The organism is Komagataeibacter kakiaceti JCM 25156 (assembly GCF_000613305.1).
In genome coordinates this window covers 1-1,068 of record NZ_BAIO01000670.1, presented here as the reverse complement: position 1 = coordinate 1,068, position 1,068 = coordinate 1, and the positions used below count along the sequence as shown (strand labels likewise).

The window sequence follows — 1,068 nt, the reverse complement described above, 5'->3', positions numbered from 1 at the left end:
TGGGCCGGGGGTGCTCGCCGCCCTGCTGTGCGCCGGGCTTCTGGGCACGCCGGGCCTGTTTTCCGGCCCTGCGTGGCCGCTTTCGCCCATCGGGGCGCGTGATGTGGGGCTGAGCCTGTTCGGGCGCTACGTGCTGATGGTCGAACTGGCGTCATTCCTGCTTCTTGCCGGTCTTGTCTCGGCTTTTCACATCGGGCGCAACCGTGTGGAGGACCGCTGACATGCCTGCCCTTTCCCTCAATGAAAGCCTGATTTTCGCCAGTCTGCTCTTTTCCGTGGGGCTTGCCGGGGTGCTGGCGCGGCGCAACCTCGTGTTCATGCTGATGTCGCTCGACATCATGCTCAATGCCACGGCCCTGCTTTTCGTCGCCGCGGGCGCGCGCTGGCATGACGCAGCGGGGCAGGTGATGTTTCTCATGATCCTGGCGCTCGCCGCCGTGGAAACGGCGGTGGGGCTTGCATCATCCTCTGCCTGCATGCCCGTGGCCGCCCCACGCTCGACGCCGATACCGGCAACCTTCTGCGAGGATAGGATCATGGCCGCCCTTTTCCTCCCCCTGCTCGTGCTCTGCCCGCTTGCGGCCGCCCTTGTCGTGTTCGTGTCCGCTGGCCACCTGTCCGCGCGTGGCGTGGGGTGGGTGGCGTGCGGTGGCGTGGGGCTGGGTGCCTGTATCAGCATCATGCTGGCCGCCATGCTGCTGTCAGGCCCACCGGGCGGAATATTGCACGCCAGTCTGTGGGAGTGGGTGCATGTTCCCGGTTTTTCGGCGGATATTGCTTCATGCTGGACCGGCTCTCCTTGGTCATGATCCTTGTCGTCACGGTCGTGGGTCTGCTGATCCATGTCTATGCCGTGCGGTACATGGCGGGGGATCCGGGCCTTGCGCGCTTCTTTGGGTGCATGACCCTGTTCGTGGCCGCCATGCTTGTGCTGGTGCTGGCTTCCGACCTGCTCTGCCTGTTTATCGGGTGGGAAGGGGTGGGGCTGTGTTCCTACCTGCTCATCGGGTTCTGGTATGACAGCCCGGCCAATACCGCCGCCGCGCGCAAGGCCTTCCTCATGACCCG

General features: G+C 65.1%; 2 protein-coding genes and 2 pseudogenes. All 4 read left to right on the top strand.

Going from position 1 to position 1,068, the window contains the following annotated elements; all coding sequences use genetic code 11:
• Positions 1-220, top strand: a pseudogene (locus JCM25156_RS31695) (NADH-quinone oxidoreductase subunit J); the annotation flags it as partial.
• A 1-nt stretch (position 221) separates the two neighbouring features.
• Positions 222-532 (top strand): annotated as a pseudogene (nuoK, locus tag JCM25156_RS25935) (NADH-quinone oxidoreductase subunit NuoK).
• A gap of 4 nt (positions 533-536) precedes the next feature.
• Positions 537-809, top strand: coding sequence for a hypothetical protein (locus JCM25156_RS31690; RefSeq protein ID WP_025814211.1), 273 nt, complete (start codon positions 537-539; stop codon positions 807-809).
• Positions 782-1,068: proton-conducting transporter transmembrane domain-containing protein (locus JCM25156_RS31685; protein ID WP_277909485.1), on the top strand; the 287-nt coding region annotated here is incomplete at its 3' end. The genes JCM25156_RS31690 and JCM25156_RS31685, both read left to right, overlap by 28 nt.

Bases quoted from the DNA above. Each gene is read 5' to 3' on its own strand.
- JCM25156_RS31690 (WP_025814211.1), top strand. From the start codon at position 537: ATGGCCGCCCTTTTCCTCCCCCTGCTCGTGCTCTGCCCGCTTGCGGCC.